At 68.6% G+C, this 24,095-nt stretch carries 22 protein-coding genes; 11 read left to right on the top strand and 11 right to left on the bottom strand.

Annotated features, from left to right (window positions below; all coding sequences use genetic code 11):
* Positions 1–148: 148 nt before the first annotated feature.
* On the top strand, positions 149–895 hold the full coding sequence (locus tag DNK52_RS08040; RefSeq protein WP_110240440.1) for a PIG-L deacetylase family protein: 747 nt from the start codon (positions 149–151) through the stop codon (positions 893–895).
* A 36-nt stretch (positions 896–931) separates the two neighbouring features.
* On the opposite strand, the gene DNK52_RS08035 is transcribed toward DNK52_RS08040, so the two are convergent.
* The gene (locus tag DNK52_RS08035) at positions 932–1,411 is read right to left on the bottom strand and encodes an SRPBCC family protein (protein WP_110240439.1); all 480 of its coding nucleotides are present in this window, start codon (positions 1,409–1,411) and stop codon (positions 932–934) included.
* 141 nt (positions 1,412–1,552) lie between these two features.
* Here DNK52_RS08035 and DNK52_RS08030 point away from each other — a divergent pair, with 141 nt between their 5' ends.
* A complete protein-coding gene (locus DNK52_RS08030; RefSeq protein ID WP_162598689.1) occupies positions 1,553–4,216 on the top strand; it encodes an immunoglobulin-like domain-containing protein in 2,664 nt (887 codons plus the stop codon).
* On the opposite strand, the gene DNK52_RS08025 is transcribed toward DNK52_RS08030, so the two are convergent.
* On the bottom strand, positions 4,200–5,624 hold the full coding sequence (locus DNK52_RS08025; protein ID WP_110240651.1) for a CCA tRNA nucleotidyltransferase: 1,425 nt from the start codon (positions 5,622–5,624) through the stop codon (positions 4,200–4,202). The genes DNK52_RS08030 and DNK52_RS08025 overlap by 17 nt on opposite strands.
* Before the next feature lie 96 nt (positions 5,625–5,720).
* Between DNK52_RS08025 and DNK52_RS08020 the strand changes: the two genes are divergently transcribed.
* The 7 genes from DNK52_RS08020 to trxA all read left to right on the top strand — a co-directional run bounded on the left by DNK52_RS08020 (position 5,721) and on the right by trxA (position 14,833).
* Complete coding sequence (locus DNK52_RS08020) at positions 5,721–7,925, top strand: DUF6049 family protein (RefSeq protein WP_162598688.1); 2,205 nt, start codon at positions 5,721–5,723, stop codon at positions 7,923–7,925.
* Positions 7,922–9,607, top strand: a complete 1,686-nt coding sequence (gene murJ / locus DNK52_RS08015; RefSeq protein ID WP_239455451.1) for a murein biosynthesis integral membrane protein MurJ — start codon at positions 7,922–7,924, stop codon at positions 9,605–9,607. Before DNK52_RS08020 ends, murJ begins: the two co-directional genes overlap by 4 nt.
* Before the next feature lie 90 nt (positions 9,608–9,697).
* The gene (locus DNK52_RS08010) at positions 9,698–11,695 is read left to right on the top strand and encodes a protein kinase family protein (protein ID WP_110240436.1); all 1,998 of its coding nucleotides are present in this window, start codon (positions 9,698–9,700) and stop codon (positions 11,693–11,695) included.
* A complete protein-coding gene (sigM, locus tag DNK52_RS08005; protein WP_110240435.1) occupies positions 11,692–12,417 on the top strand; it encodes an RNA polymerase sigma factor SigM in 726 nt (241 codons plus the stop codon). The genes DNK52_RS08010 and sigM overlap by 4 nt, the downstream gene beginning before the upstream one ends.
* Positions 12,401–13,264 carry a hypothetical protein gene (locus DNK52_RS08000; protein WP_110240434.1) on the top strand — a complete coding sequence of 288 codons (864 nt, stop codon included), beginning with the start codon at positions 12,401–12,403 and terminating at the stop codon, positions 13,262–13,264. The genes sigM and DNK52_RS08000 overlap by 17 nt, the downstream gene beginning before the upstream one ends.
* 141 nt (positions 13,265–13,405) lie before the next feature.
* The gene (trxB, locus tag DNK52_RS07995) at positions 13,406–14,407 is read left to right on the top strand and encodes a thioredoxin-disulfide reductase (protein ID WP_110240433.1); all 1,002 of its coding nucleotides are present in this window, start codon (positions 13,406–13,408) and stop codon (positions 14,405–14,407) included.
* Positions 14,408–14,509: 102 nt separating this feature from the next.
* A complete protein-coding gene (gene trxA, locus DNK52_RS07990; RefSeq protein WP_110240432.1) occupies positions 14,510–14,833 on the top strand; it encodes a thioredoxin in 324 nt (107 codons plus the stop codon).
* Here the strand turns inward: trxA and DNK52_RS07985 are convergent.
* A complete protein-coding gene (locus DNK52_RS07985; protein WP_162598687.1) occupies positions 14,808–15,503 on the bottom strand; it encodes a GNAT family N-acetyltransferase in 696 nt (231 codons plus the stop codon). The two genes, trxA and DNK52_RS07985, sit on opposite strands and share 26 nt — an antisense overlap.
* Positions 15,504–15,610: 107 nt before the next feature.
* Here DNK52_RS07985 and DNK52_RS07980 point away from each other — a divergent pair, with 107 nt between their 5' ends.
* The gene (locus DNK52_RS07980) at positions 15,611–16,825 is read left to right on the top strand and encodes a pyridoxal phosphate-dependent aminotransferase (RefSeq protein ID WP_110240430.1); all 1,215 of its coding nucleotides are present in this window, start codon (positions 15,611–15,613) and stop codon (positions 16,823–16,825) included.
* Positions 16,826–16,885: 60 nt separating this feature from the next.
* Positions 16,886–17,674 carry a lysophospholipid acyltransferase family protein gene (locus tag DNK52_RS07975; RefSeq protein WP_110240429.1) on the top strand — a complete coding sequence of 263 codons (789 nt, stop codon included), beginning with the start codon at positions 16,886–16,888 and terminating at the stop codon, positions 17,672–17,674.
* A gap of 606 nt (positions 17,675–18,280) precedes the next feature.
* Here DNK52_RS07975 and DNK52_RS07970 read toward each other — a convergent pair.
* The 8 genes from DNK52_RS07970 to rpmH all read right to left on the bottom strand — a co-directional run bounded on the left by DNK52_RS07970 (position 18,281) and on the right by rpmH (position 24,072).
* Positions 18,281–19,105, bottom strand: coding sequence for a ParB/RepB/Spo0J family partition protein (locus DNK52_RS07970; RefSeq protein WP_420812345.1), 825 nt, complete (start codon positions 19,103–19,105; stop codon positions 18,281–18,283).
* Between the two features lie 287 nt (positions 19,106–19,392).
* Positions 19,393–20,865, bottom strand: a complete 1,473-nt coding sequence (locus DNK52_RS07965) for a ParA family protein (RefSeq protein ID WP_338036724.1) — start codon at positions 20,863–20,865, stop codon at positions 19,393–19,395.
* Between the two features lie 61 nt (positions 20,866–20,926).
* The gene (rsmG, locus tag DNK52_RS07960) at positions 20,927–21,715 is read right to left on the bottom strand and encodes a 16S rRNA (guanine(527)-N(7))-methyltransferase RsmG (protein ID WP_110240427.1); all 789 of its coding nucleotides are present in this window, start codon (positions 21,713–21,715) and stop codon (positions 20,927–20,929) included.
* 37 nt (positions 21,716–21,752) lie between these two features.
* Entirely contained in the window at positions 21,753–22,337 is a 585-nt protein-coding gene (locus DNK52_RS07955) for a Jag family protein (protein ID WP_476703536.1), read from the bottom strand.
* Positions 22,337–23,266: a membrane protein insertase YidC gene (gene yidC, locus DNK52_RS07950; RefSeq protein ID WP_239455468.1), complete on the bottom strand. Its 930-nt coding sequence runs from the start codon at positions 23,264–23,266 to the stop codon at positions 22,337–22,339. The genes DNK52_RS07955 and yidC overlap by 1 nt, the downstream gene beginning before the upstream one ends.
* 36 nt (positions 23,267–23,302) lie before the next feature.
* Positions 23,303–23,551, bottom strand: a complete 249-nt coding sequence (yidD, locus tag DNK52_RS07945) for a membrane protein insertion efficiency factor YidD (RefSeq protein ID WP_110240425.1) — start codon at positions 23,549–23,551, stop codon at positions 23,303–23,305.
* A 3-nt stretch (positions 23,552–23,554) separates the two neighbouring features.
* Positions 23,555–23,899 carry a ribonuclease P protein component gene (gene rnpA / locus DNK52_RS07940; RefSeq protein WP_110240424.1) on the bottom strand — a complete coding sequence of 115 codons (345 nt, stop codon included), beginning with the start codon at positions 23,897–23,899 and terminating at the stop codon, positions 23,555–23,557.
* A gap of 35 nt (positions 23,900–23,934) precedes the next feature.
* Positions 23,935–24,072 carry a 50S ribosomal protein L34 gene (gene rpmH / locus DNK52_RS07935; protein ID WP_110240423.1) on the bottom strand — a complete coding sequence of 46 codons (138 nt, stop codon included), beginning with the start codon at positions 24,070–24,072 and terminating at the stop codon, positions 23,935–23,937.
* Between the last annotated feature and the right edge of the window lie 23 nt (positions 24,073–24,095).

The raw sequence follows: 24,095 nt of genomic DNA, 5'->3' as shown, positions 1-24,095 counted from the left end.
CAGGGCGGGGGTGCTCGTATTTGAACGGAGTAAAGCGCCGATAAGTGTCGATTTCGGGCCGAATCGGGCCCACTACTCCGTTCATCTACGCGTGGCAGGTCCGTTGCGACAGGGCTAACGTGGTCAGCCCGACCTGACCGGAGGTGCCATGACCAAGGACGAGCGCGCCCACACGGAGTTGCTCCCACCACTGGAGGACGGTGAGTGGCGACGGGTGCTCTGCGTCGCCGCCCACCCCGACGACCTGGAGTACGGCACCTCGGCTGCCGTACGCACGTGGACCGACCGCGGGATCACCGTCGACTACCTGCTACTGACCGCCGGCGAGGCGGGGATGGCCGAGCCGCCCGAGGTGGTGGCCCCGATCCGGGCCGCCGAGCAGCGGCGGGCCTGCGACACCGTCGGGGTCGGTGAGCTCACCATCCTCGACCACCCGGACGGGATGCTGGAGCCGAGCCTCGACCTGCGCCGTTCGGTGGCCCGGGCCGTACGCCGGCTCCGGCCGGACGCGGTCGTCACGGGCGACTTCTCGGTCGAAGCGCCGTGGGGGCTCAACCAGGCCGACCATCGCGCCGCCGGGCTGGCAGTGATCGACGGGGTCCGCGACGCCGCCAACCGTTGGGTCTTCCGCGAGCTCACCGAGAGCGACGGGCTCGACCCGTGGCAGGCCTCGGCGCTGCTCGTCGCGGGGACGGCCGCACCGACCCATGCCCTGGCCGTGGATGTGGCCGCGGTCGACGCCGCCGTCGCGTCACTGCGTTGCCACGAGGCGTACCTGCGCCACGTGACCGGTCACCCTGACCCCGGCGAGATGATCCCCGGTTTCCTGCGTGAGCAGGGCGCCGCCGCCGGGGTCGAGCACGCCGTCACGTTTCGGGTGCACCGCCTGGCCTGAATGCCGCGCCGTCACCGCGGAAGAGCAGACGCGCACTCACCCCTCAGCGAGACGCTTCACCTGCGCCAACGTCTGCCGCATCCCCTGCTGGAGCTCGGCCTGGAAGACGCCCTGCCCACCCATGAAGCGGTCGGTGAGTGAGATCGAGATCTGCGAGAGCCCCTTGGGCGCTTCACGCCGCTGGACCAGGTGGGTGCCGGTCGCGGTCGGCTCGAGGGCGAAGGACCACGTCGAACCGTTCTCCTCGATCCGCCAGGCGATCTCGCGGCCCTCCTCGAAGCGCACCACCTCCGAACGCGTCGGCCAGACGAGCAGACCCTTGTGGTTGACGTTGAGGAGCCGGCTGCCCTGCCTGACCGGACGCCCCCCACGCAGGAACGACTTCAGCACCTGGGGGCTCCACTCCGAGAGCCGCGGCAGGTCACTGACGAGCTCCCACACCTTCTCCGGTGGCGCCGCGATGTCGACGGTCTGCTCGATGTGCTTGAGGACGAGGTGTCTCGTTGGTTTGCCCATGGGCACAGTGTCGCGATCGGTGGGTCATGACGGCAAGGGGGCGCCAGACACGCCACTGCGCCGTTACGATGCCTGCGGCGAAGGTGCACGGGACGCCTGGGGTCCCGGTCACTGGCCACATCACTCTCGGAGGACCGCCACGTGACTGCCCGCACCACAACTCGGCGTCTCGGCGCCATGGGTCTCGCGACGGCGACGGCGGTCGCCTCGCTGGCGCTGGTGTCATCCACCAGTGCCGCCCGGGCCGGTGTCCCGACCTCCCACGTCCTCTCCGCGAGCGCCCAGAACCCCACCGGCGGCCAGGTCCGCACGACCTTCCGGGCAGCTGCCGTCCAGGTGGCGGGCAACGGGTTCCAGGGCTCGGTCGCCAGTCTCCCGACGACCTTGGTCTTCGCCCACGACGACCCCCAGGAGCTCGCCGACGACCTGCTCCCCAACGACGACGATCTCGTCCGCACGCCCTCGACCAGGGGCATCGCGTTCCAACGCTTCGACGTGCCCGTGCAGGGGGCCGGACAGCGGCTCTCGTGGACCGGTCGCCTCGACCCCACCCGGCTCGTCCAGTTGCGCGCCTGGACCGGCAGTGAGTGGGAAGTGCTGGCCCAGGCCCGCGGCCTCCAGCGCGGTCTCGTGAGCCTGGACGCGGCCGTGGACCCACGGCACCGTCACGGCGCGGTCGTGCCGGTGATGATCACCGCCGAGGACCCGTTCGCCGACGACCTCGACCACGAGGTCAAGGACTCCTTCGAAGATCCGGACAGCTACGACTTCTCGCTGGCGCACCTCTCCGACACCCAGTTCCTCACCCGCGGTGCGCTCGCCGCCGAGACGGCGAAGGAACGCGCGGTCTGGAAGCGCGCGTACACGGCCAGCACCCAGTGGATCGCGGACAACGCGAAGCAGCGCAAGATCGCCTTCGCCGCCCACACCGGCGACCTCGTCGAGAACTGGTTGAACGACGAGGACACCGTCGCCGCCGCGAACAAGGAGTTCGCGGTGGCCTCCCGGGCCCAGGCGATCCTCGAGGACGCGGGCGTGGTCAACACCGCCCTTGCCGGCAACCACGACAACCTCAGCGGTCGCGACGTCGGTCCGGCCTCCCTCTACAACGACTGGTTCGGACCCGAGCGCTACGCCGCCGTCTCGCAGCACCCCAACTGGGCGGCCCAGGGTGCCTCGTACGAGTCCTGGCGCCCCGACGACAACTCCAACCACACGGTGCTCTTCTCCGCCGGTGGACTGGACTTCGTCGCCGTCAGCCTCGGCTTCCGGGTCACCGAGGAGGAGGCCGCCTGGGCCGACTCCGTGCTCAAGCGCCACCCCGACCGCAACGCGATCGTGCTCACCCACGCCAACGGCAGCCCGAGCATCTCCCCCGACGGTCGCGGCAACGCGGTGGGCCCCGACGGGCGCCTGATCCGCGCGGAGGTCGTGGACAAGAACCCCAACGTCTTCCTGGTCCTGTCGGGTCACGAGCACGGCGTCAGCATCGACGTACGCAAGGACGCCGGCCGTGAGGACAACCACGTCGTCGAGCTCCTCGCCGACTACCAGGGCTACCGGGTCGACTCCGACCTGGTCGGCCTCACCGGCACCGCCGCCTACCCGAAGAACACGGGGCTCCGCCTGGGTGCCTCCTTCCTGCGTCTGCTGCAGTTCGACGTCGCACGCTCCGAGATGAGCGTCGACACCTACTCCCCGCTCCTCGACGAATTCGGCACGGGCGAGTACGACACCCGCAACCGGTACGACGGCACCGAGGACGACTTCCGGGTCCCGATCCAGTTGCAGACGCGCACCACGAGTTTCGCCACCGACGGTCTCGTCACGATGAAGCCGTCCGACGAGGTGATCGGCACCAGCACCGCTGCCTCCGGCCGACCCAGCACGGTCGTCTGGGAGGGTCTCGAGAGCGGACGTCCGTACGCCTGGCAGGCGCTGAGCACCGACGCCGCGACCGGGGCGATCCTCTCCGAGGCGCCGACCTCGGTCTTCACGGCCAGCGACGGGGACGACACCACCCCGCCGGTGCTCTCGGTGCCCGGCAACCGGACGATCCGCCACGGCAGCGACTTCGACCCGATGGCGGGCGTGGCGGCCCGCGACCAGGACGGCACCGTGCTGACGTCGCGGGTCGAAGTCAGCGGCAGCGTCGACACCAGCCGACCGGGCCGCACCACCCTCGTCCACACCGTCACGGACCGGGCGGGCAACCAGGCCGTCGCCAGTCGTGACGTCGTCGTCGCCCGTGCTCCGGCACCGGTCAACACCAGGCTGCCGAGGATCAAGGGGCGCACGAAGGTCGGTGCCGTGCTCACGGTGGACGTCGGGGGATGGGACCACGCCACCTCCGCCGAGACCACGGTGCAGTGGCGACGCGGTGGGAAGGCCATCCCCGGCGCCACCGGCAGCGACTACCGGGTCCGCAGGACGGATGCCGGTGGTCGGGTCCGCGCTCGGGTCGAGGTCCGGGTCAACGGCCGCCGGGAGGTGAGCGTGCTGTCGAACGTGCTCCCGATCGCCAAGATGAATCCACGGGTGAAGCTGAAGGCGCCCGCCCGGATCCGGCCCCGCGCCCGGGCCACCGTCACCGCGACCTTCCGAGGGGTCCACGCCGTGCCGACCGGCCAGGCACGACTCAAGATCGGCGCCCGCACCCTGGGCACCGTCACCCTTCGCAGGGGGGTCGCGAAGTTCCGCCTGCCCAGACTGGCCAGGGGCCGGCACACGCTGCGGGTGACGCTGCCGGCCAGCAACCGGTGGAACGAGAAGAAGGGGACCCTGAGGATCAGGGTGCGGCGTTGAGGTCGGCCCACCACGTACGGAGTGCGGCCTCTGCGGCCTCGTGGCTCTGGGGCCCCTCGTCCATGCGCAGCTCGAGCAGGAACTTGTAGGCCGCACCAACCTCACGGCCCGGCCCGATGCCCAGGATCTCCATGATCTGCGTGCCGTCGAGGTCCGGGCGGATGGAGGCGAGCTCCTCCTCCTCGGAGAGCTTGGCGATCCGCGCCTCGAGCTCGTCGTACGTACGCCGCAGCCGCGCCGCCTTGCGCGCGTTGCGGGTGGTGCAGTCGGCACGGGTCAGGATGTGCAGCCGCTCGAGCTCGTCGCCCGCGTCGCGCACGTAGCGGCGTACGGCGGAGTCGGTCCACTCACCGCTGCCGTAGCCGTGGAAGCGCAGGTGCAGCTCGACGAGCTTGGAGACCGCGTCGATCTCGTCGTTGGAGAAGCGCAGGGCCTTCATCCGCTTGCGGGTGATCTTGGCGCCGACCACGTCGTGGTGGTGGAAGGTGACGGTGCCGTCGTCGACGAACTTGCGGGTCCGCGGCTTGCCGACGTCGTGCATCAGCGCAGCGAAACGGGCCACGAAGTCAGGGCCGCCGAGACGGTCCTCCTGCTCGATCGTCTGCTCCAGCACCGTCAGGGTGTGCTCGTAGACATCCTTGTGACGGTGGTGCTCGTCGCGCTCCAGCGCCAGCGCGGGCAGCTCGGGCAGGACCAGCTCGGCCAACCCGGTCTCGACCAGCAGCGTGAGGCCGCGGCGGGGGAACGGCGCACAGATCAACTTGACCAGCTCGTCGCGGACCCGTTCGGCCGAGATGATCTCGATGCGCCCGGCCATCTCGGTCATCGCCTCGACGACCTCGGGCGCCACCTCGAAGCCGAGCTGGGCCGCGAAGCGGGCGGCCCGCATCATCCGGAGCGGGTCGTCGGAGAACGAGTCCTGTGGGCGGCCGGGAGTGCGCATCACCCGGTGGGCGAGGTCGACGACACCGCCGTACGGGTCCTCGAACGTACGCCCCGGCACGGAGACGGCCATCGCGTTGACGGTGAAGTCGCGTCGACCCAGGTCGCCGGCGAGGTTGTCGCCGAAGTCCACCTCGGGCTTGCGGGAGTCGGGGTCGTATGTGTCGGCGCGGAAGGTGGTGATCTCGACCTGCCACTCACCCTTGCGGCAGCCGATGGTGCCGAAGGCGCGACCCATGTCCCAGATCGCGTCCGCCCAGCCCTTGAGCAGGCGTTCGGTCTCGTCGGGCAGCGCCGAGGTGGTGAAGTCGAGGTCGTTCTGCAGCCGCCCGAGCATGGCGTCGCGCACCGGTCCGCCGACCAGGAAGAGCTCGTGTCCGGCAGCGGCGAAACGCTCACCCAGGGAGTCGATGACCACGCTGATCCGGTCCAACTCGAGGCCGACGGCTCGCTGGATCTCGACCATGGTGAGAGGGGTGGGCACAGCAGCGTCGGACACGAGGAGCCAGTCTAGGCCACATCCTGCGCCGGGCCCCATGGCGGAACAACTACAGTCGTGCGTGTGCCCCGACCGACCTCACTGACGCCTGCGTGGGTGTTCGTGGCGTTGCTGGCCCTGCTGGGGATCGTGGTGCTGACCCCCGCCGACTCCGCCCGGGCCGCCGAGACGCAGGCCGTGGCCGACGACGGGGCCGACCCGCTCTCGCTGCACATCGATCGGGTCACGCCCACCATCCTCACCAACGACCGCGACATCACCCTGTCGGGCACCATCACCAACCCGAGCGACGAGACCTGGACGTCCATCAACATCGCGCCGTTCCGGAGTTCGTTCCCGATCACCGACTCCACGACGCTGGCTGCGGCTGCGGAGCTCCCGGTCAAGGAGTACGTCGGTGACCGGCTGGTCGACGTCGCGTCGCTGCACAAGGTCGATTCCCTGGCGCCCGGTGAGACCGCGACCTTCCGGACCACCATCCCGCGCTCCCGGCTGGGTTCGACGCCGGGCGTCTACTGGGTCGGGGTCCACGCCCTCGGCCAGACGGAGACGGTCCCCCGCGACGACTTCGCCGACGGCCGGGCCCGTACGTTCCTCCCGGTCGCGAGCGCCGACCCCGCGCCCCTGCGTACGTCGCTGGTGCTCTCGCTGCGCGCCCCCGTGCGTCACGAGAGCGACGGCTCCATCGCCGACGAGGACGACTGGGTCACGTCGTTGCGCGAAGGTGGGCGGTTGCACGGACTGCTCAGGGCCGGCCGGCTGGCAGGTGACGCACCGCTGACGTGGCTGGTGGACCCGGCCGTGCCGCACGCGGTCAGTCGACTGGCGGCCGGCAACCCGCCCTGGAGCCTCGACCCGGTGCCGGAGCCCCCCGGCGCGAGTCCGCCCGGCGACGAGGAGGAGGACGAGGAGGTGGCCGACCCCACCCTCCCGGTGCTGCCGGCCCCTGCGTCGCTGGAGGACCAGGACGGTGACGCGGCAACGGCCGAGGTCGTCGGCCTCGCGCAGGCCTGGCTGACCGACTTCCGCGAGGTGATGGGTGGCCGTGAGGTGCTGGCGCTCCCGTACGGCGACCTCGACGTCTCCGCCCTCAGCGAGGCCGACCGTCTCAGCGAGACCGACCGCCTCAGCCTCGACGAGGCCCACGCCCGCTCGGCGCAGGTGCTGGAGGCCTTCCAGATCACCTCGTCCCCAGCCATCAGCTCCCCCGACGGTGCGCTCTCCCAGACCGCCGTGGAGACCTCCCCGGACTCCGCGCTGGTGCTGCTCACCGAACGTACGCTTACCCTGGACGGCGCCCAGACCCCCACCACCGGACGCATCCTGGACCGTCGTTTCGCCGCGACGTCGACCGGCGTGACCGCCGGCGGCCCCGGACCGGAGCCCTCCGGCGGCGCGATCGCCGTGCGCCAGCGCACCGCCAGCGAGGCCGTCCTGCGCAGCCTCAGTGGGGACGACTCACCCCTGGTGGTCTCGCCTCCCGCCGACTGGGACGCCAGCGCCGGCGCCGAGCCGCTGCTCGCGCTGCTCGACACCGAACGCTTCCGGCTCCGAGGTCTCGCCCGACTGGTCGACGCGTCGCAGGAGACCCTTCCCGGCGACTCCCTGGTGCTGACCCAGGAGCACGTCGACGCACAGGTCCCACGGGCCCACCTCACCGCCGCCCAGGAGCTCGTCTCCGCTGCGGGCACCCTCGAGTCGATCCTGACCCGGCCGGCCCGACTCGACGTCCAGGTGCGCGACGCCGCCTGGACCTCCCTGGGCTACAGCTCCCGCGGGCGACCCAGGGCCTCCGTGGCCCGGACGCGTCGAGCCCGCGCCCACATCGACGACCTGCTCGGTCAGGTGACCATCAGCGGACCGGCCTCGGCGACCCTCTCGGGTGCCACCGGCCGGATCGGCACGACCGTGGCGAACGACCTGCCCGTCGCCGTCACCGTCTCGGTGCTGACCCAGTCCCCCGACGCGCTCGAAGTCGAGGTGCCGAATCCGGTCCGCCTGGCCCCCGACTCGCGGCGCCGGCTGCTGCTGGAGACGACCGCGACCCGAGAAGGCATCCAGGTGCTGACCCTGCGGGTCAGTGACGCCGACGGGAAGTCGCTGGGCAGCGAGACGAGCTTCCCGGTGCGGTCCTCGGAGATCGGCCGCCTGCTGTGGTTCATCATGGGCGGCGGGGCACTGATCCTCTTCGGTACCATCGGCCTGCGGCTGTACCGCCGCGGGCTCGCCTCACGGAGCAAGCGGGAAGAGCAGCAGGAAGAACTGTGACCACACCTTCCCCCGAGGCGGGCGCCAGCGAGCCCGCAACGGCCAACGAGGCCCCGAAGAAGTCGATCCTGGCCAACAGCGCGGTGATGGCGCTCGGCACGACGTTCTCCCGGTTCTCGGGCTTCATCCGGGCCTCGCTGCTCGTCACTGCGCTGGGCAGCCGGATCCAGGGTGACACCTTCAACGTGGCCAACACGGTGCCCAACATGCTCTACATCTTGTTGGCGGGTGGCGTCTTCAACGCCGTGCTGGTGCCGCAGCTGGTGCGGGCGCTGAAGAACGACCCCGACGGCGGCGAGGCGTACACCAACCGGATCGTCACCTTGGCCGCGCTCTTCCTAGGCGCCGTCTCGGTCCTCCTGGTGGTGGCCGCCCCGCTGGTGATGGGAGTGGTGCTCCACGAAAAGTACGACCAGGCCGCGCTGGCGGAACAGCGCGAGTCAGCAATCATGCTGGCGCGCTACTGCCTGCCACAGGTCTTCTTCTACGGCATGTTCGTCCTCGTCGGGCAGATCCTCAACGCCCGCGGCAGCTTCGGGCCGATGATGTGGGCCCCGATCGCCAACAACGTGATCGCCGTCGGCGTGCTCGCCACCTACCTCTTCGCCTTCGGCCCCGCGGCCGACCCGGACGCCGCGATGAGCGCCGATCGGGAGATGCTCCTGGGCATCGGCTCCACGCTCGGGATCGCCGTGCAGTTCCTGATCCTGGTCCCGGTGCTGCGCCGGGTCGGCTACCGCTACCGCCCTCGCTTCGACTTCCGCGGCACCGGGCTGGGCCACACCATGCGCCTCGCGGTGTGGACCGTGCTCTTCATCGTCGTCAACCAGGCGGCCTACGTGGTCGTCATCAACCAGGCCAGTGGCGGCGCCGCGGACGGCGGCACGGGCGTGACCGTCTACGCCAACACCTTCCTGGTCACGATGCTGCCGCACGGCATCATCACCGTCTCCCTGGTGACCGCCCTCCTGCCGCGACTCTCCGCGTACGCAGCCGAGGGCCGTACGGACCGGGTCGGGGTCATGCTGGCCTCGACGCTGCGTACGGCGATGGTGGTGGTGCTGCCGTACGCCGCCCTCCTCGCGGTGGTCGGTGGCGACATGGCCAACGTGATGTTCGGGACAGGGGCAGGTGAGGGCGCCTACGCCACGTACGCGCCAGGCCTCGCCGTCTTCGCCGTCGGGCTGGTCTTCTTCACCATCCACTACTTCATGCTGCGCGGCTTCTACTCCCTCGAGCAGACCCGCACGGTCTTCCTCGTCCAGCTCGTCGTCGGCGGCGTCAACGTCGCGGCCGCGATCACCTTCGTCCAGCTGACCTCGGCCCAGCTCACGGTCCCGGCCCTGGCCGCCGCGTACTCGTTGGCCTACCTCTGCGGATCCCTGGTCAGTTGGTGGGTGCTGCGCGGGCGCGTCGGTGGCCTCGACGAAGGGCGTACGATCCGCTTCGGCCTCCGGATGGCGGCCATCGTCGCCCTCACGACCGCCGTCTCCGCCGGGCTGCACTGGCTGATGGGCGAGACCGACCCGACGCCGGGCTTCTCGCTGCTGCGCGGTGGACTCGTCGGCTGCGTCCACCTGCTCGTCTTCTTCGTGCTCGCGCGCCTCTTCCGGATCGTCGAGGTGGCAGAGATCCTCGACCCGATCGGGAACTCCGTGCGTCGGCGTCTCAAGCGGACCTGACCCGGGCCTAGGATGGGCCTTGGTTTGCACAGCCCCACACCGGGGCCCGGCAGCGCCCGGAAGGGGCAAGGAACGGGAGGCGGATGCGTCGTGGCTGCCTCGATCCGAGCCGGGGAGGTCCTGGCTGACCGCTACCGGATGGTCGACCTGCTCGCCGAGGCCGAGGGTGGCTGGTTCTGGCGGGCTCACGACGAGATCCTCGAACGCACCGTCGCGATCCACCTGATCGCCTCCGACGACCCCCGTGCCGTCGACCTCATGGACGCGGCACGGCGCTCTGCCCGCCTAGACGACCGTCGCAACCTGCGCGTGCTGGACGCCGACCTCACCGACAAGGTCTGTTACGTCGTCAACGAGTGGGGGCAGGGCAAGTCCCTGGACCTGGCCCTCACCACGGACGGCCCGCTCACTCCCGCCCGCTCCGCCTGGGTGGTGGCCGAGGTCGCCGACACCATCGCGACCGCCCACGCCGCAGGCGTCACCCACGACCAGTTGCTCCCCGAGCACGTCCTCCTCGACGAGAACGGTCAGGTCCGGATCATCGGCCTCGCGGTCGACGCGGCACTGCACGGCGTGCCCGCCCACCGGCAGGAGGAGGACGTCACCCACCTGGGCTCCCTGCTGTACGCCTGCCTCACCGCCAAGTGGCCCGGCCCCGGTGAGTCGGTCGTCCTGCCCCCTCCCCGTGAGAACGGCAAGTTGCTGCGTCCCCGTCAGGTCCGCGCGGGGATCCCTCGCGCGCTGGACCAGATCTGCGAGGAGATGCTGCTCGGCGCCCCTCACCACTCGCGCTCGCTGGGGCTGGGCGTGATGCTCGGCCAGCGCACCGAGCACGACCTGAGCACCGCTGCGGGGGTGCGTGAGGCGCTCGAGGAGTTCCTGGGTGACCCCAACGACGGCAACGGGCACTCGGTCATGACCGGCGCGCCGCTGGTGACCCCGCCGTATGCGCTCTCACCCGAGCAGCGGGTGGCCGCCGGTTTGTCACCGGAACTCCAGTGGTCGCGGGCCGAGATCCTGCCCGAGGACGACCAGGGCGACCAGGGCGACGAGGGCGACCAGGGCGACCAGGGCGACCAGGGCGACCAGGGCGACCGGGGCGACGAGGAGACCACCGCTGTGGCCTCGCCCGCGGTGGAGTCGCCCGCAGTGGACTCAACAACTGTCGCCTCGACCGCTGTCCCCGACCTGCCCACCGAGGCGGGGATGCCCGTCTTCCACGAGGGTGACGAGGACGTCGAGTGGCTGCGCGCCCGTGCCCACAAGCCGCCGCCACCGCCAGAGTTCGAGAAGCCCCAGGAGCGGCCCCTGTTCGCTCCCACCCCCGGTGAGGGAGTGCCCGTACGCCGTGCCCGTCCGGGCCGTACGGTCCACGACCCCGGCCACGGCGACGACTACTGGCCCTGGGACACCAGCACCGGGCGCGACAGCGACACCAGCAACGGGTCCGGCACCGGATCCGGTGGCCTGCCGGCGGTGACCGACCCCGTACCGGGACGCTCCTGGTTGCGGCTCGCCTGGATCATCGGGGTCGCGGCCCTGCTGCTGCTGACCATCGTCGCGCTCTTCCAACTCGGCGCCGGCAACGGGACCAACCCGCCCGCGGACGACGCGTCGACTCCACCGTCAGCGGACCAGTCACCCTCCGGTGAGGCGTTCGAGATCGAGGCGACGGACTTCGACCCCCAGGGTGATCCGCCCGAGGAGTACCCCGAGGACGCACCGAAGGCCGTCGACGGTGACCCCGAGACGGTCTGGTCGACCCAGACGTACGACCAGCAGTTCGGCCCCGGCGGGCTGAAGGAGGGCGTCGGGTTGGTGCTGGACCTTGGGGAGGCCCGGGCCGTACGCCAACTCCAGATCACCGCTGTCGGCGGTGAGACCGCGGCCCAGGTCTTCGTGACCGACGACGCGCCGGACTCCGTCGAAGGCCTGGATCCGGTGGGCGCCTCCGCTGGTGAGGACATCCTCACCGTGACTCTGGACGACACCGTGACGGGCCGCTACGTGACCGTGTGGCTGACGAAGGTGCCGCGCGGCGAGGGCGGCTTCCGCGGTGGGATCGCCGAGGTCGAGGTCTTCGGGTGAGCACGCCCGAGGCGGGCGCGGCTGCACAGGCCGACGCCGCGCTGCTGGCTGCCCACGTGGCCGGTGACCCCGAGGCCTTCGGACTGCTCTTCGCCCGGCACCGGGACCGACTCTGGGCGGTGGCCCTGCGCACCGCGGGCAACCCTGAGGACGCGGCGGACGCGTTGCAGGACGCCATGATCTCCGCCTTCCGGCGCGCGGACGGCTTCCGGGGTCAGTCATCGGTGACGACCTGGCTGCACCGCATCGTCGTGAACGCCTGCCTCGACCGGCTGCGCCACCTCAAGGTGCGGGCCGCCGATCCCCTTCCCGACGACCTCGACCGGGCGGCTGGCTCGGGCCCCACGGGGGGCGGGCGGGACCGCTCCGCGCCGGCAGACCCCGCCGAGCTGGTGGTCGTCGGCGAGCAACGCCGTACGCTCCTGCGGGCTCTGGCGGCGCTGCCTCCCGAGCACCGCGCCGCGCTGGTGCTGGTCGACATGGAGGGCTTCACGGTCGCCGAGGCCGCCGAGGTCCTCGGGTGTCCGGTCGGCACGGTGAAGTCGCGTTGTTCGCGCGGTCGGGCCAAGTTGGCTGCTGTGCTGCGTCCGCCGCCGTCGTCGCTGCCGGCACAGCCGCCGCCTCGACCCCCCGAGCCGGAGCCACTCGTGGGGAACCCCGCCGCCGCGGCGTACGTCCCATCACCGGAGCAGGAAGGAGGAGTCAGTGAACGACGCCCGTGACGACCACGACGACCCGACCCGGGGTCACGAGTCGGAGCCCCTCGTCGAGCCAGCCGAGCCAGTGGTGGACGCCGAGCTGGATCCGGAGACCGACGACTTCGTCCGCCGACTCCTGGCCGACACGCGCGCCGAAACGCCGACGCCCGACCACGTGGTCGCCCGGCTGGACCAGACCTTGGCCGGGCTGATCGCCGAGCGCGCTGCATCCTCACCCACCGAGCACGTGGAGCACCTGGGACCCGTGGAGCGCGTGGAGCCCGCAGTGGTCGCCGACCTGGCCGCCGTACGCAGTCGCCGTCGACGTCGTCTGCTGGTGGGCCTGGGGGCCGCGGCGGCGTTGGTGGTCGCGGCCGGCGTCGCGCTGCCGACACTGCTCGGTCCCGACGCCGCGGACCGCGGGTCGGTGGCATCCACGGACCAGCGCGTGAGCGACCTGGAGCAGCAAGGTCCTCTGACCCTGCGTGCGGCGTCGGCCGAAGAGGCCGTCGCGGCCTATGTCGCCGGTCTCGACGAGCCGGTCGAGACCCCGGCCGTGGTCCCACTCAGGGGCCAACGCGCCGACGCCGAGGACTCGAGCGAACCGGAGGGCTCGATGGCCCGCACCCGGGAGCCATTCTCCAACAACGCGGCAGCGCCACTGACCTGCGAGGAGCCCGGTGACGGCGAGGTGCACCCCGCGACGTACGACGGCCGACCCGCCGTGCTGGTGCTCACCGGACTCGAGGACGACTCGGTCCTGGCTCGGGTCGTGACCTGCGGGAGTGAGGGTGACGGTCAAGATGATGGTGACGTCGAGATGAACAGGACGAGTCGCGAGGTGGTCCAGTTCGTGGTGCCCCAGCCCTGAGTCGTCTCCCCGCGTCGACGGAGGGTGTTTCGGGGAACACCCAGCGCCTACGATCTGTTGTGCAGTCGGCGTCGCTCACACGCGTGAGCCTGATGCCGCCGACCCGCACCTCACCCGAGCGACCAGGGAGTTCCACGGACCATGAGCGAGACCTCGCCCCGCAACGTCATCATCATCGGCTCCGGGCCGTCCGGTTACACGGCCGCCGTGTACGCCGCCCGCGCCGGGCTCAACCCGCTGGTCTTCGAGGGTTCGGTGACCGCGGGTGGTGCCCTGATGAACACCACCGAGGTGGAGAACTTCCCCGGCTTCCGCGACGGAATCATGGGCCCCGCCCTGATGGACGAGATGCGCGCCCAGGCCGAGCGGTTCGGCGCCGAGCTGGTCACCGACGACGTGACCGAGGTCGACCTGACCGGCCCCGTCAAGGTCGTGAAGACCTACGACGGCACCTTCACCGCCCGCGCCGTGATCCTGGCCACCGGCTCGGCCTACCGCAAGCTCGGCCTGCCCCGCGAGGACGCGCTCTCCGGTCGCGGCGTCTCGTGGTGCGCGACCTGCGACGGCTTCTTCTTCCGGGAGCAGGAGATCGCGGTCGTGGGTGGCGGTGACTCCGCGCTCGAGGAGGCCACGTTCCTGACCCGCTTCGCCTCCAAGGTGCACCTGATCCACCGTCGCGACGAGTTGCGCGCCTCCAAGATCATGCAGGAGCGCGCGCTCGCCGACCCCAAGCTCGAGGTCGTCTGGAACTCCGAGATCGCCGAGATCAAGGGTGAGGAGAAGCTGGAGGGCGTCGTGCTGCGCGACACCGTCACCGGCGAGACACGCGACCTTCCCGTGACCGGGCTCTTCATCGCGATCGGTCACGACCCGCGCTCGGAGCTCCTCACCGGTCAGGTCGACGTCGACGACGACGGTTACGTCCTGGTCAACCACCCCTCGACCGCCACCAACCTGCCCGGCGTCTTCGCCGCCGGTGACCTGGTCGACCACCACTACCAGCAGGCCATCACCGCTGCCGGCACCGGTTGCGCCGCTGCGCTCGACGCCGAGCGCTACATCGCGGCCCTGGACCACGAGGCCTCCACGGCCGGACCGGTCGAGGAGACCCTGGCGGTCGCCGCCGAGGTCCAGCAGGCCTGATCTCCCATCGCCGTGTCGGGAACACATGTCCCCGCCGTGGTGTTGACTCATTCGAGACCGCCCACCAGCGTCTCACCGTCGATCTTTCGGAAGGATCACCCGATGTCCAATCTTTCAGCCGTCACCGATGCCAGCTTCGAGGCAGACGTCCTCAAGTCCGACAAGCCCGTGCTCGTGGACTTCTGGGCCGAGTGGTGCGGTCCGTGCCGTCAGGTCGCCCCGGTCCTCGAGGAGATCGCCGGCCAGCACGGCGACAAGATGAGCTTCGTCAAGCTCAACATCGACGAGAACCCGGTCACCCCGGCCAGCTACCGCGTGACCGGCATCCCGACGATCAATGTCTACCAGGGCGGCGAGGTCGTCCGGACGATCGTCGGCGCTCGCCCCAAGGCAGCCATCCTCAAGGAGCTCGAGGGCCTGATCTGAGGCTCCGGGTCTGAGGCTTGGCCACCGGCTTGAACCGTGGTTTGAACCTCGGCCTGATCACCGGACGCACAGCACCCACCAGACGCTCCAGAGCCAACTCGACCTCGTCCATCCAGGATCGAGCGGCCCGGAGGTCCATCCGCATCCGCGGGGTGGTGCTGTGCGTCCTGTGCGTGGCGAAGCCCACGGACTCCAGGAAGCCGACCGGCAGCAGGTGGTCGGTGCGTCCGGGAGGGGCGGTCTCTGCGGTCTCTGCGGCCGCTGCCACATCGGCGTACGTGCCGAAGGTCTCCAGGGCCGCCACCTCGCGGAGCACCAGGTCCTTGGCCGCCGCGTGCACCAGCAACTTCCCGACACCGGCCCTCCGCGCCTCGGGGAGCACGTACATCTCAGCGAGCACGACCGCATCGGCCGACGGAGGTCCGGTGGCCACGTCGCCCAGGCCGGGCAGGTGCGCCGGGGGGGCGTAGAGGACGTAGCCCAGCGGCACCTCGTCGACGACGACCATTCGCCCGCAGGCTCCCCACTCCTCCTGCACTCGGGCCACCCACTCCTCGAGCGCGTCGAGTCGTTCCGCGTCGGGCAGCCGGGCGGCGGTCACCGGGTCGTACTTCCAGCGCAGGCAAGGCTCAACGGCCTCGGCGAAGGCGCGCAGGTCGGACGCGTCCATGCTGATCACCTGGCGTGCCACTGGCTGACCTCCCGATCGGTACGGGCGCGAGCAACGCCACGTGCTATTCGATGGTAGGCCCGCTGGCAACCTGAGAGAATGGGTCCATGCGCCGGATCAAGCAGAGCAAGAAGCTTCAGAACGTCCGTTACGACGTCCGCGGTCCGATCCTGGTGGAGGCTCAGCGACTGGAGGCCGAAGGTCACCGGATCCTCAAGCTCAACATCGGCAACACGGCTCCCTTCGGCTTCGAGGCGCCAGAGGCGATCGTCGCCGACATGATCCGTCACCTCCCCGCGTCCCAGGGTTACAGCGACTCACGCGGCATCTACTCCGCCCGCACGGCGGTGATGAACTACTACCAGTCCCACGGTCTGCGCGACGTGCACGTCAACGACATCTTCATCGGCAACGGCGTCTCCGAGTTGATCTCGATGGTCCTCCAGGCGTTCGTCGACGACGGCAACGAGGTCCTCGTCCCGGCTCCCGACTACCCCTTGTGGACCGGGGCAGTGACGCTGTCCGGTGGCACCCCGGTGCACTACGTCTGCGACGAGGAGGACGGGTGGAATCCTGACCTCGCCGACATCGAGTCCAAGATCACCGAGAACACGCACGCGCTGGTCGTGATCAACCCGAACAACCCCACGGGTGCGGTCTACAGCGAGGAGACCGTCAAGGGACTCGTCGACATCGCCCGGCGTCACCAGCTGGTGATCTTCGCCGACGAGATCTACGAGAAGATCCTCTTCGAGGACGCCGAGCACCACCACGTCGCGACGTATGCCGACAACGACGTACTCGTCCTCACCTTCTCGGGGCTCTCGAAGGCGTACCGGGTCTGTGGATACCGCGCCGGGTGGGTGATGATCTCGGGGCCTAAGGAGCTCGCCACCGACTTCCTCGAGGGCCTGACACTCATCGCCAACATGCGGATGTGCGCCAACGTGCCCGCGCAGCACGCGATCCAGACAGCTCTGGGCGGCTACCAGTCGGTCGAGGAGTTCATCGGCCCGGGCGGACGCTTCTACGAGCAATCGATGCTCGCGCACCGGCTCCTGAACGAGATCCCTGGCGTCAGCAACGTCAAGCCGCGCGGCGCGCTCTACTGTTTCCCACGGCTCGACCCCGAGGTCTACGACATCAAGGACGACCAGGAGTTCGTGCTCGACCTGCTGCGGGCCAAGAAGATCCTGGTCACCCATGGCACCGGCTTCAACTGGCCGGCGCCGGACCATTTCCGTCTGGTCACGCTGCCCGATGCGGAGGTGCTCGAGGAGGCGATCGGCCGCATCGCGGACTTCCTCGCGACGTTGCGATGAAGCCCCTGCTCTAGGCTTCGCAAGATCACCTCTCCGCACCAGCCAGGAGCTTCAGCAGCCATGCGCGACATCACCTACCCCCCGGTCATCCTGACCTGCAAGGCGCTCTTCAGGATTCTCGGGCAGAAGATCACCATCACCGGGCACGAGAACATCCCCCGTGAGGGTGGTGCGTTGATGGCGTACAACCACATCGGGTACATCGACTTCGTGTACGGCGGACTCGCCGCCCAGCCCGCTGGCAAGCGGCTGGTGCGCTTCATGGCCAAGAAGGAAGTCTTCGACCATCCAGTGGGCGGTCCGATCATGCGCTCGCTGCACCACGTCCCCGTCGATCGCGGCTCCGGCATCGAGTCGTTCCATCACGCTGTTGACCTGCTGAAGCAGGGCGAGCTGGTGGGCATCTTCCCGGAGGCGACCATCTCGCGCGCGATGGAGCTCAAGGAGTTCAAGAACGGCGCCGTACGTATCGCCGCCACTGCCGGTGTGCCGGTCATCCCCGTCGTGGTCTGGGGCACCCAGCGCATGATGACCAAGGACCACCCCAATGACTTCAAGCGCGGCAAGACGATCCACATCCGCGTAGGCGCACCCATGCAGTTCACCGGCGAGGACCCCGCCGGGGAGACCGCACAATTGCACGCAGCCATGACAGAGATGCTCGATGAAGTGATCGCGGGCTACCCCGCCGAGGAGCAGCCCCCGGGCTCATGGTGGCTGCCCGCCCGGTTCGGCGGAGGCGCCCCGACTCTGGAAGAAGCGGCTCGCCTCGACGAAGAGGAGAAGCGAGAGCGCGCGCGCCGCAAGGCCGCCAAGGCTGCGGAGAAGCGGGCCAAGAAGCAGAAGTAGCGGCCGAGTTCAGTCGTGCTCGGACCAGTTCCCTCGCCAGCCGGTCGGTTGCGCTGACTGGCTGTCTGCGCTGGCTGGCTGCGGGCTGCGGGCTGTCTGCGCAGACTGGCTGGCAAGTGTGCGAGGCGAAGGGCGCCAAGGTGCCTGTCGGGTCCCATGGCTGCATGACCGGGCCGGCCTCACGGTGGCATGTTGCACGTGAAACATGCGGCAAACCGCTTTGTCGCGATACCGATATGTCTGTTTACCGCTTTGTCGACATATTGCGCCGTCCTCATCATAGGCCCACCCGCACGAACCCGAATCTTTGGCTGACCGAGCAGTTGAGGGTGGGCTCCTGACGTCCAGGCGTCATTCACACGTCAAGAGGCGGTTCCCTGGGCTGGGAATGAGCCCATGTGCCTCTGAGCGGGCTCGAGCCACTTCGCTCAGATTGGCTCTCACAGAAGTCCATTCACGCGCGATTCCCGTGCCATGCTCCGCAAACGTGCCGGCCATTCCCATAGGTTCCACGTGAAACGCAAAGACCGGACACCATGAAGGTGACCGGTCCTTGGGCCGCGAAGATGCCCGGTCCTTGTCTTGGGGCAGCGAAGAAGTCAGTCCTCAGAGCAGACGGTCATCCTGGGCCGTGGGTGCCATCAACGTCATGATGCGTTGAAGATCGTCGAGGGAGGCGAACTCCACGGTGATCTTGCCCTTCGAACGTCCGAGATCAACCTTGACCCGGGTCTCGAACCGGTCCGACAAACGGTCCGCAATCTCCACCAACCCTGGCGCAGTGGGCGCACGGCGCTTAGGAGCACGCGGGGAATCAACGCCATCCCCAACATCTCCCACTGCCACGATCTCTTCAAGAGCCCGCACGCTGATGCCCTCAGCCACCACCCGCTGGGCCAAACGATCCTGTACGACACTGTCTTCCACACCTAACAGAGCTCGCGCGTGACCCGCCGAAATCACGCCTGCTGCGACCCGCCGCTGCACCGCCGGACTGAGCTTCAGCAGCCTGAGAGTGTTGCTGATCTGTGGACGAGAGCGACCAATACGCTGAGCAAGCTCCTCGTGTGTGCAACCGAAGTCCTCCAACAACTGCCCATACGCAGCAGCCTCCTCCAGGGGGTTCAGCTGTGAGCGGTGGAGGTTCTCCAGGAGCGCATCGCGCAACATGTCGGAGTCATCGGTTTCCCGCACGATCGCCGGGATGAACTCGAGTCCCGCCTCTTGCGAGGCTCGCCACCGGCGCTCACCCATGATGAGTTCGAAGGTGTCGTCACCTGCTGGTCGCACCACCACTGGCTGGAGCAGACCCACCTCGGTGATCGAGTGCACCAACTCGGCGAGAGCCTCCTCCTCGAAGACCTGCCGCGGTTGCCACTGGTTCGGTCTGACAGCCCCGATGGGCAACTCCCGAAAGTACGCGCCAGCCACATTCGTGGGGGTGGGCGCCTCGGACGGAGTTCTGTCAGAGCCATTTTGAGCCGAGTTGTCGCCGGTCAGTCCGGGACCAAAACCATCAGAATCGCTCTCACGGAGCCCCGAATTGGGACCCAACCCCGCGCTCGAGGGCGCCGCCGGCGCGAGGTCACCATCGACCTGTGGCCCTGTTTCACGGGAAACATCAGTCTCCCGCGTGGGTGACGTCGGGATCAGCGCACCCAAGCCACGCCCGAGCCCACGACGAGTGCCAGGCCTGCCAGCGTTCTTTCCATCGACGCTCATGAACTCGGTGCCCCCTTGATGGCGATCTCGCGTGCGGCTTCCAAGTACGACAGTGCACCCGGAGACGCCGGGTCGTAGGTCATCACGGTCTGGCTGTAGGAGGGTGCCTCCGAGACACGCACAGAGCGGGGGACCATCGTCTTCAACACCGTGTCTCCGAAGTGCTCCCTGACCTCGGAAGCGACATTGGCGGCGAGGCGAGTCCGTGCGTCATACATGGTCATCAGGATCGTCGAGACATTGAGACGCTGGTTCAGATGAGAGCGCACCATTTCCACGGTCTCGAGCAATTGCCCCAAGCCCTCCAAGGCGTAGTACTCAGCCTGGATCGGGATGACCATTTCCTCGGCGGCGACCAGGGCATTCAGCGTGAGCAGCCCGAGCGAGGGCGGGCAGTCAACAAGGACGAAGTCCAGTCGATCATCGCCGACGTCCTCCGCACTGCCCACGAGCGGATGGGCCTTGATGGCCCTGTCCAACCGCGACTCACGGGCAACGACGCTGACGAGTTCGATCTCGGCACCCGCCAGGTCAATGGTCGCGGGGACCACCTGGAGATTCGGGAGATCTGGACAAGCGGTGGAGACCTCCTCCAGCTTGGCACCGTCCACCAACAAGTCATAGGTGGACGGAACGCCTCGTCGGTGCTCGATGTTGAGGGCTGTGGAGGCGTTGCCCTGAGGATCAAGGTCGATGACCAGCACACGCTGGCCCAGTTGAGCGAGCGCCGCAGCGAGGTTCACCGTGCTGGTGGTCTTGCCGACACCGCCCTTCTGATTCGCGACGACCATCACGCGGGTCTTGTCGGGCCGCGCGGGCCCATTCAAGCCCAGTTGCCCGTGACGAGCCCGTACGACGTGCTCGGCCGCCCTGGCCAACGGAGTGCTGTCGTCGTACGGGGTGCTGCCACTCTCCGCGAAGTCAGCGGCCGTGCGGACTTTGGTTCCACGTGAAACAGGCGCCACGGCAGCGGAGCCCATGTGGTCATCGTTGCTGGACAACAGATCTTCTCCTGACGCTGATACTTCTACTGCAGGCGCTGCCTCGGAGGCGCGCTCTCTGGGGGAATGAATCGCATCAGTCTGGATGCTCAGTTCTTCGAACGAGGACGAGGAGCCGTCCAGATCTGCCGTTGGACGCCCTACCGCACCACCACGAGTGTCCGACCAGGCCGAACCGAAGAGGGCGTCATAGGGATCCACGACAGGCGCCAGGCGGCCAGACTCCGGAGGGGGTTCCACCGCCGGCACGGCTAGCAGCGCATCCACCAAGTGGGTCGTCGTTTCACGTGAAACGGCACCGCCATTCAGTGGGGTCGTAGCACCAGCGGAGCGCCACACGCCGGACGCCTCCGGCAGCTCGCCCTGTGCATAACTCCGGTCATCCTGTGGAGAGTCACGCTCAGCGGGAGTCGATTCATCGGTGGATAACTCAGCGACCGCAGGGTCGGCTTCGTCGTGGATCTCCACCCGTTGACCCCTTCCGGCCCTCCCTGGCTCCCTCCCACGAGGGACGAACCATGGTCCCACGTCAACCCCGAGAACTCTTGCGGTTGTCCCCAGCACCACGCGTGGTGGACACACGTGCGCGACGCTGCGAAGACTTCTTGCTCCTGGCGCGCGACGACTTCTTGCCCGCGGCCCCCGTGATCAGTTGCAACGGTAGCGCGGAAGGATCAGCCCACGAAACCCTCACGGCGTGGGTGATGGACTCCAGCACGTCAGCACCCAACTCCAGAACCTCTGGCTCGGCACATCCGAAGGTCTTCAGCACCGGACGGGCTGTCTCGATCTCCTCTGCGATGGAGGAGCCCTTGAGGGCGATCAAGGCGCCATGCGCCGAAACCAGCGGCATGGACCACCCGAGCAGTCGCTGCAACGGGGCGACGGCACGCGACGTCACCACGTCGAAGGCGCGCGTGCCGTGCAACGCATCCGCGCGCCCCCGCACCACTTCAACGTTGGTGAGCCCCAACGTGTCGACCACCTCGTCCAGGAAGGTGGTCCGACGCAGCAACGGCTCGACCAGAGTCACCCTGAGGTCCGGGCGGGCGATGGCAACGACCAGACCCGGTAGACCGGCACCCGACCCGATGTCACAGATCGTACTGTCGGCGGGCAGGACGGTCGTGAGGATCGCGGAGTTGGCGATGTGCCGGTCCCAGAGTCGAGGAACCTCTCGCGGGCCGATCAGCCCACGCACCACCGCCTCAGTCGCCAGGAGTTGGGCGTACTGCTCCATGAGGGGAAGACGCTCAGACGAGCACACCCCCCGCACCGACTCCGGAGTGGAGGGCAAGGGGGGTGTGTCAGCGTTCATGGATGCAGTGTTTCACGTGAAACTCCGCCACTGGTGATCAGGCGGGGAGGATCACCACGTAACGACGAGGCTCGGCGCCCTCGGACTCTGAGACGAGTCCCGCCGCCGTGACCTCATCGTGCACGACCTTGCGCTCGAACGAGCTCATCGGCTCGAGATCGACGCGCTCGCCGGTCTCGCGGACCTGGGCGATCAGACGACCGGCCAACTCCACCAACTGCTCCCGCTTGGCTGCCCGGTGTCCGGAGATGTCGAGCATCAACCTGGAACGTTCACCGGTCTCGCGGTAGACGGCCAACCGCGTCAGCTCCTGGAGTGCCTCCAGGACCTCACCGTCGGACCCGACCAACATGGAGAGATCGGCGCCGACGATCGAGACCGAGGCCCGGTCACCCTCGACATCCATGTCCAGGTCGCCATCCAGATCAGCGATGTCGAGGAGTTCCTCAAGATAGTCAGCGGCGATGTCGCCCTCTGCCTCGAGACGCTCCACCTTGCTCGGGCGTGCGGGGGCGTCGATGTCGCTGGTCGCCTCGACGTCGTTCTCGTTCTCGTTCTCGCTCACAACTGCTCCTGCTGAGTTGGGAAGGTGTGACGCCGAGGCGTCACTGACAACTGGGATCAGCGCTTCTTGCGCTGGGAGCGCGTCTGACGCTTGGGTTGCTGGCGCGGTGCGGTGCGGTGCTGCTCCTCCGCGACTGCCTGCTCTTCTTCCGTGGGAGCAACCTCGGGGAGACCCTTGCGTGCCCGCTTGCGGGCTGCCTTGGCCTCCTCGCGCTCCTGCTTGGCGTGTGCGGCCGGCGTGCCCGGGGCGGGGTTGTTGCGGATCACGTAGAACTGCTGGCCCATGGTCCACACGTTGGAGGTGGTCCAGTAGATGAGGACACCGATCGGGAAGGCCACACCGCCGACCGCGAAGACCACGGGGAGCACGTAGAGAAGCATCTTCTGCTGCTGCGCGTACGGGCCCGAGAGAGCGTCGGCCGGCATGTTCTTCGCCATCAACTGACGCTGGGTCAGGAAGGTCGTGGCCGTCATGGCCAGGACCAGGATGAGAGCCATGACGATGACGCCCATGTTGCCGTCGCTCTTGATGAGCGTCGAGGAGATCGGGATCTTGCCGAAGAGCTCTGCCTGACCGAACTGGGTGGCCAACTCCTGGGTCAGGACACCGTGGGCCTTGCGGTCCGCTGCCTGGTCGAGGAGACGGAAGAGCGCCAGGAAGATCGGCATCTGCAGCAGGATCGGCAGGCACGAGGCGAACGGGTTGGTCCCGGTCTCCTTGTACAGCGCCATGGTCTCCTGGGCGAGCCGCTCACGGTCGTGGCCGTACTTCTTCTGCAGCTCCTTGACCTTGGGCTGGATCAACTGCATGTTGCGACTCGACTTGATCTGCTTCACGAAGAGCGGGATCAGAGCCACCCGGATGAGCAGGGTCAGACCCACGATGGAGAGCAGCCAAGCGGCCCCACCCGCCGGATCGAGCACCTTGCCGAGCAGGGAGTGGAAGCCAACCAGCACCACGGAGATGACGTAGTAGAGCGGCGTCATGATGGCGCTGCCGATGCCGACGAAGAAGTCGATCACTCAGGCTCCTCGAGTAGGGGTGGAGTCCGCAGTGTTGCGGGGTGGAACGGGGTCGTACCCGCCCGCCGCCCAAGGGTGGCAGCGAGCCAGTCGTCGTACGGCGAGCCAGGAGCCCTTGAGGCTTCCGTACTCGGTCACGGCGTCCAGCGCGTACGCCGAACACGTCGGGTGATAGCGGCAGACCTGGCCGTAGAGGGGACTGATGAAGGTCCGGTAGACCTTCAGGAGACCGATCAACAACCACTTCACAACTTACTCGCCCCTCGATCGCAGGCGACCGAGTCCGAGGACCAAGTCCCTCTCCAGGTCCACGCGGGAAACCCGGGCGGCAGAGGGGTTGGCACGAACCACGAGGACACCACGACCCGGGAGCTCCGTGAGGTGCTCCCGGGTCAGGTGTCGAAGTTGTCGCTTCACACGGTTGCGCACCACGGCATTTCCCACTGCCTTGCTCACCACGAAGCCGACCTGGGAAGCGTCGACGTCGTCGCTGGGCAGCCAGTGGAGCACCAACGCACGGGACCCTGCTCGGGTGCCGCGTCGTACGGCGAGCCGGAACCGCTCACTTTCGGTCAGTCGAGCTGACCGGGGAAGCACGCTGTCCTGCTCGGGTGCTGGGCCGTGGCCGGCTGTCAGACCGAGATTTCGCTGCGACCCTTGCGGCGGCGCGCCGAGAGGATGGCGCGGCCGGCGCGGGTGCGCATGCGCAGGCGGAAACCGTGCACCTTGTGACGGCGACGGTTGTTCGGCTGGTACGTACGCTTGCTCACGAAAGTTCTCCAGTGTCTTATTT

The organism is Nocardioides gilvus (assembly GCF_003194605.1).
GTDB lineage: Bacteria > Actinomycetota > Actinomycetes > Propionibacteriales > Nocardioidaceae > Nocardioides > Nocardioides gilvus.
The sequence above is the reverse complement of the archived record's forward strand: the minus strand, read 5'-3'. Positions and strand labels throughout refer to the sequence as shown.